Genomic DNA, 4,305 nt, shown 5'->3' with positions numbered 1-4,305 from the left:
TCAAGGGCGACGGCGAGGCTTCGATGCTTTGGACGAGCATTATGGATAATGCCAAAAATTTAAACGGCGATGCCGCTAAGCTTATCTTTATATTCGCTCTAATCGGCTTTGGAACCAAAGCAGGACTTGCTCCTACTCACACTTGGCTTCCTGACGTTCACGCAGAAGGTCCGGCTCCGATTTCGGCGCTACTTTCGGGTGTGCTTTTAAAATGTGCGATGCTAGCGATATTTAGATACTATGCCGTCACAGCCCAAGCCGTAAATTTTAGCTTCGTTCAATCGGTTATGCTGATTTCGGGCACGATCACGCTATTTATAGCAGGAATTTTCCTCGTTCGTCAGCACGATGTAAAGAGGATGTTTGCTTACCACTCGGTTGTTCATATGGGTGTTATTGCATTTGCACTAGGCATCGGCGGATATTTTGGCTTGCTTGCCGCGATCTTTCACTGCTTAGCTCACAGCTTTACCAAGGCTCTTGCATTCTGCTCTACCGGTAATATCGCTAGAATTTACGGTCACAAAGATATGACTAGAATGGGCGGCATGGTAAAAATCGCTCCGCTTACTACGATAATGTTTGGCGCTGCGGTTTGCTCGCTCGTAGGTGTTCCTGCGTTTGCGATATTCGTGAGCGAATTTAACGTTTTCAAAGGCGCGATAGCCAGCGGTCAATACATAGCCGTAGCGTTATTTGCGATCGCGCTCGTAATTATTTTCATCGCGGACTTCGCGCACTTTAATCTAGCGAGCTTCGGTACGCCTAAAGGTGAAGTGGTTTATGCTAAAGAGATGAGCTTGTTTGAAAATTTACCGCTAATCTTGCTTTGCGCTTTAGTGATAATTTTCGGCGTATGGCACGTAGGTGATTTTTGGATGCTCGTCGAAAACGGCGTTAGAATAATGATGAGAGGTTAAAAATGAGAGGCGATAAATTTATAGAAATTTTAAAGACCAAAGTCAAGGTCTTAGAAGTTACCCGCCAAGCCGAGGATCAAATCACCGTTTTAGTGGATAGAAATGATCTGCCGCTTGCGGTTAAGACGCTATATTATGACATCGGCGGTTTTATCAGCACGATGATCCCTAACGATGAACGCGAGTTAAACGGAAATTTCGCGCTTTACTATGCGATATCTATGGAAGGTGGCAAAATGACCGAAGCGGAGGATTTCGCCGCAGAGGATAAATGCTTCATCACCGTTAGGACGCTAATTCCCGGATCGGATCCGACATTCCCGTCGGTTACTCCTTTAGTGCCTGCTTGCGTATGGTACGAAAGAGAAGCTTTCGACATGTTCGGCTTAATCGCCGAAGGCTTGCCTGATAAACGTCGTTTGGTGTTAAGCGACGATTGGCCCGATGGGCTTCATCCACTTCGCAAAGACGCAATGGACTATCGCTATAGGCCCGATCCTGTAGATCATAAAGACGAGCCCAATGCAGAGTTTTTATTTCCTAGCGGCGACGGCGTAGTAGATGTTCCACTTGGACCTCTTCACGTAACGAGCGATGAGCCGGGACACTTCAGATTATTTTGCGACGGCGATGAGATTATCGATGCGGACTACCGCTTATTTTATCAACACCGCGGTATGGAGAAGCTAGCTGAAAACCGAATGAATTACGATCAGATGGGCTATTTAGCAGAGCGCGTCTGCGGAATTTGCGGCTACGCTCACGCGATTGCGTGTATTGAAGCAGCAGAGAAAGCCATCAAGCTTGAAATTCCGCTTCGTGCGCAAGCCATCCGCGTCATCTGCCTTGAGATCGAGCGCCTTCACAGCCATCTTTTAAATATCGGTCTAGCCTGCGAGGTAACGGGTAACTACAACGCCTTCATGCATATCTTTAGGGTGCGCGAATACTCCATGGAGCTAGCTCAGCTCGTAACCGGCGGCCGCAAGACCTACGGCAATGTAATTATGGGCGGACTTCGCCGCGATATGACCGATAATGAAATTCGCAAGAGCATCGAGATCATCAATAAACTTGATGTTCAAATTTCTGAAATTTGGGACGCCGTTATGGAGGATAAACGCCAAATCGGTCGCTGGAAGGGTGTGGGCGTATTAGATCGCAAAGTGGCGCGTGATTTTAGCCCGGTAGGTCCAAATATGAGAGCTTCCGGTTTTAAACGCGACAACCGCTACGATCATCCTTATGATTTCTTCAATAAGATAGAATTCGAAGTAGCCGTAGAGCACGGTGGCGATGTATTCAGCCGCGAAGTCGTAAGATATAAAGAGCTTAAACAATCGATCCACATCATCAGGCAGTGCTTGCATCAAATGCCGCAAACTCCGATAATGATCGATCCACAGACTATGATCAGACCGGAAAACTACGCTTTAGGTCACGACGAAGCGCCACGCGGCGAAAATGTCCACTGGATCATGCAAGGAAACGCTCAGAAGGTTTACCGCTGGAGATGTCGCGCCGCTACGTATAACAACTGGCCGAGCTTAAGATTTCAATTCCGCGGAAATAACATCTCCGATGCGGCGCTAATCGTATGCTCGATGGATCCGTGCTACTCATGCACCGAGCGCGTAACTTTAGTCGATATTAATAGCGGAAAGAGTAAAATTCTAACCGAAAAAGACCTTAAGAAATTTTGCCAAGACGGCAAGGTTAGCAAAAAGGATTTAAGATGATGAAATTATTCGACATTACCGAAAAATATGGTAAGGCGACCTATGCTTATCCGTTTGAGCCATACATCGTGCCCGAGAATTTTCGCGGGCAGCCTGAATACACCTATGAGCTTTGCATAGGCTGTGCTGCATGCGGTATCGCCTGCCCATCTAATGCGATTGAGCTTAAGATGAATGAAGCTCAAACCAAGCTTATTTGGGAATTTGACTGCGGACGCTGCATATTTTGCGGTCGCTGCGACGAAGTATGCCCTACGGGAGCGGTAAGGCTAGGCAATAGCTTTGAGCTAGCGGTAAAATTTGATAAAAGCGCGCTTATCCAACACGGCGAGCTTGAGATGGAGAAATGCAGCTGCTGCGGCAAGCCGATGACCCCAAAAAGGCTCATCAATTACACGCTAGAAAAGCTAAGTACTGCAAATTTGCTCCCAGGCAGATTAGAAGAAGCTAAAAAATATCTCTATATCTGTCCTGAATGCAAAAAAGCTCAAGCGGTCGAAAGAGTGACCAAAGGTATAGAGGAGGCAATAAAATGAGTTTGTATCAAGTCCCCGAAAATATTAAAAACGCAAACGATCTAACCGCAAAATTGGAGCTTTTGAAAAATATCAAACGAAGCTTCAGCGTTTATCGTATCGACTGCGGAAGTTGCAATGGCTGTGAAATCGAAATTTTTGCTTCTATCACGCCGATGTGGGATCCGGAGCGTTTTGGCTTTAAACTAGTCGCAAACCCACGCCACGCAGATATCTTAGTCTGCACCGGTCCGGTTACTCGCCAGATGTATTATCCGCTGCTTCGCGCTTATGAGGCTGCACCTGATCCAAAGATCGTAGTAGCTCTTGGAGCCTGCGGAAGCACGGGTGGAATTTTCCATGACGCATATAGCGTTTGGAGCGGTATCGATAAGATTATCCCGGTAGATGTATATATCCCGGGCTGTCCTCCGCATCCTGCTAGCATTATCTATGGGCTTGGCATGGCGCTTGGCATCATAGATCAAAAACTTCACAAAAAAAGCTACGAGCAAGACAGCACGCTTCCGCCACCAGTTGAAAGCTCCGTTATGGGAAATATCCTATTCGAGCGCGATCTACAAGCCGAAGCTAAGAGGCTGATGAGCTATATTTTTGGAAGAGTTTTATTCGCGAAATATATGGACGCGATCAAAGGCTCCTCAGACGTGCATAATCCGGAAATTTCGTGCGAAGCGATGCTTAAAGCAATCCATGCAGAGGAAGACCCGAGATATGCCGAATGTATGGCGATCCTGCATAACGACGTATATCTAAAATACGCTAATGCAGGAGAGGAATTTAAGATCGATGCGGAAAAAGAGGTTTGGAGCAAGCGATGATTCAGGTTTTTAAGCTTACGAAGCGTCATATGGACGAAAACGAAAAATTGCCAAAAGAGCTAAAGCAGATCAAGGTTTTTTCTACCTGCGTCGGTCACGGCGTAGGCACGATCGATTTTAGCGAAAAGGTGCTTGAGATCAGCGATGAGGAATTTAACCGTATCATCCAGAATTCCGGCGATTACGTTAAATTTAAAATCGGAAATTTAAGCAAGTATTTTGAGATCGAAATTTTCGCCGAGCACGCTGCGAAGCTCATACCGCAGCTTTGCGAATGTAAGCTTAAGGA

The 4,305-nt window shown here is 46.5% G+C and carries 5 protein-coding genes; all 5 read left to right on the top strand.

Annotation, left to right across the window (positions count from 1 at the left end; translation table 11 throughout):
- Positions 1-920 (top strand): proton-conducting transporter membrane subunit (locus tag Q0236_RS08525; protein WP_297916894.1); only part of this gene is annotated, 920 nt, incomplete at its 5' end.
- Between the two features lie 2 nt (positions 921-922).
- Complete coding sequence (locus tag Q0236_RS08520; RefSeq protein ID WP_005871901.1) at positions 923-2,659, top strand: NADH-quinone oxidoreductase subunit C; 1,737 nt, start codon at positions 923-925, stop codon at positions 2,657-2,659.
- A complete protein-coding gene (locus tag Q0236_RS08515; protein WP_177386902.1) occupies positions 2,656-3,195 on the top strand; it encodes a formate hydrogenlyase complex iron-sulfur subunit in 540 nt (179 codons plus the stop codon). The genes Q0236_RS08520 and Q0236_RS08515 overlap by 4 nt, the downstream gene beginning before the upstream one ends.
- Positions 3,192-4,016 (top strand): NADH-quinone oxidoreductase subunit B family protein, encoded by an 825-nt coding sequence (locus Q0236_RS08510; RefSeq protein WP_297916893.1) that lies wholly within the window; start codon positions 3,192-3,194, stop codon positions 4,014-4,016. Before Q0236_RS08515 ends, Q0236_RS08510 begins: the two co-directional genes overlap by 4 nt.
- On the top strand, positions 4,013-4,305 hold a 293-nt coding region (locus Q0236_RS08505), incomplete at its 3' end, for a formate hydrogenlyase maturation HycH family protein (RefSeq protein ID WP_297916891.1). The genes Q0236_RS08510 and Q0236_RS08505, both read left to right, overlap by 4 nt.

The organism is uncultured Campylobacter sp., assembly GCF_938031315.1.
GTDB lineage: Bacteria > Campylobacterota > Campylobacteria > Campylobacterales > Campylobacteraceae > Campylobacter_B.
Note: the sequence above shows the minus strand (reverse complement) of the source record. Positions and strands in the feature narration are given on the sequence as shown.

Excerpts from the sequence above, each read along its gene's own strand:
- Q0236_RS08515 (WP_177386902.1), top strand. The coding sequence starts at position 2,656 with ATGATGAAATTATTCGACATTACCGAAAAATATGGTAAGGCGACCTAT.
- Q0236_RS08520 (WP_005871901.1), top strand. The coding sequence starts at position 923 with ATGAGAGGCGATAAATTTATAGAAATTTTAAAGACCAAAGTCAAGGTC.
- Q0236_RS08510 (WP_297916893.1), top strand. The coding sequence starts at position 3,192 with ATGAGTTTGTATCAAGTCCCCGAAAATATTAAAAACGCAAACGATCTA.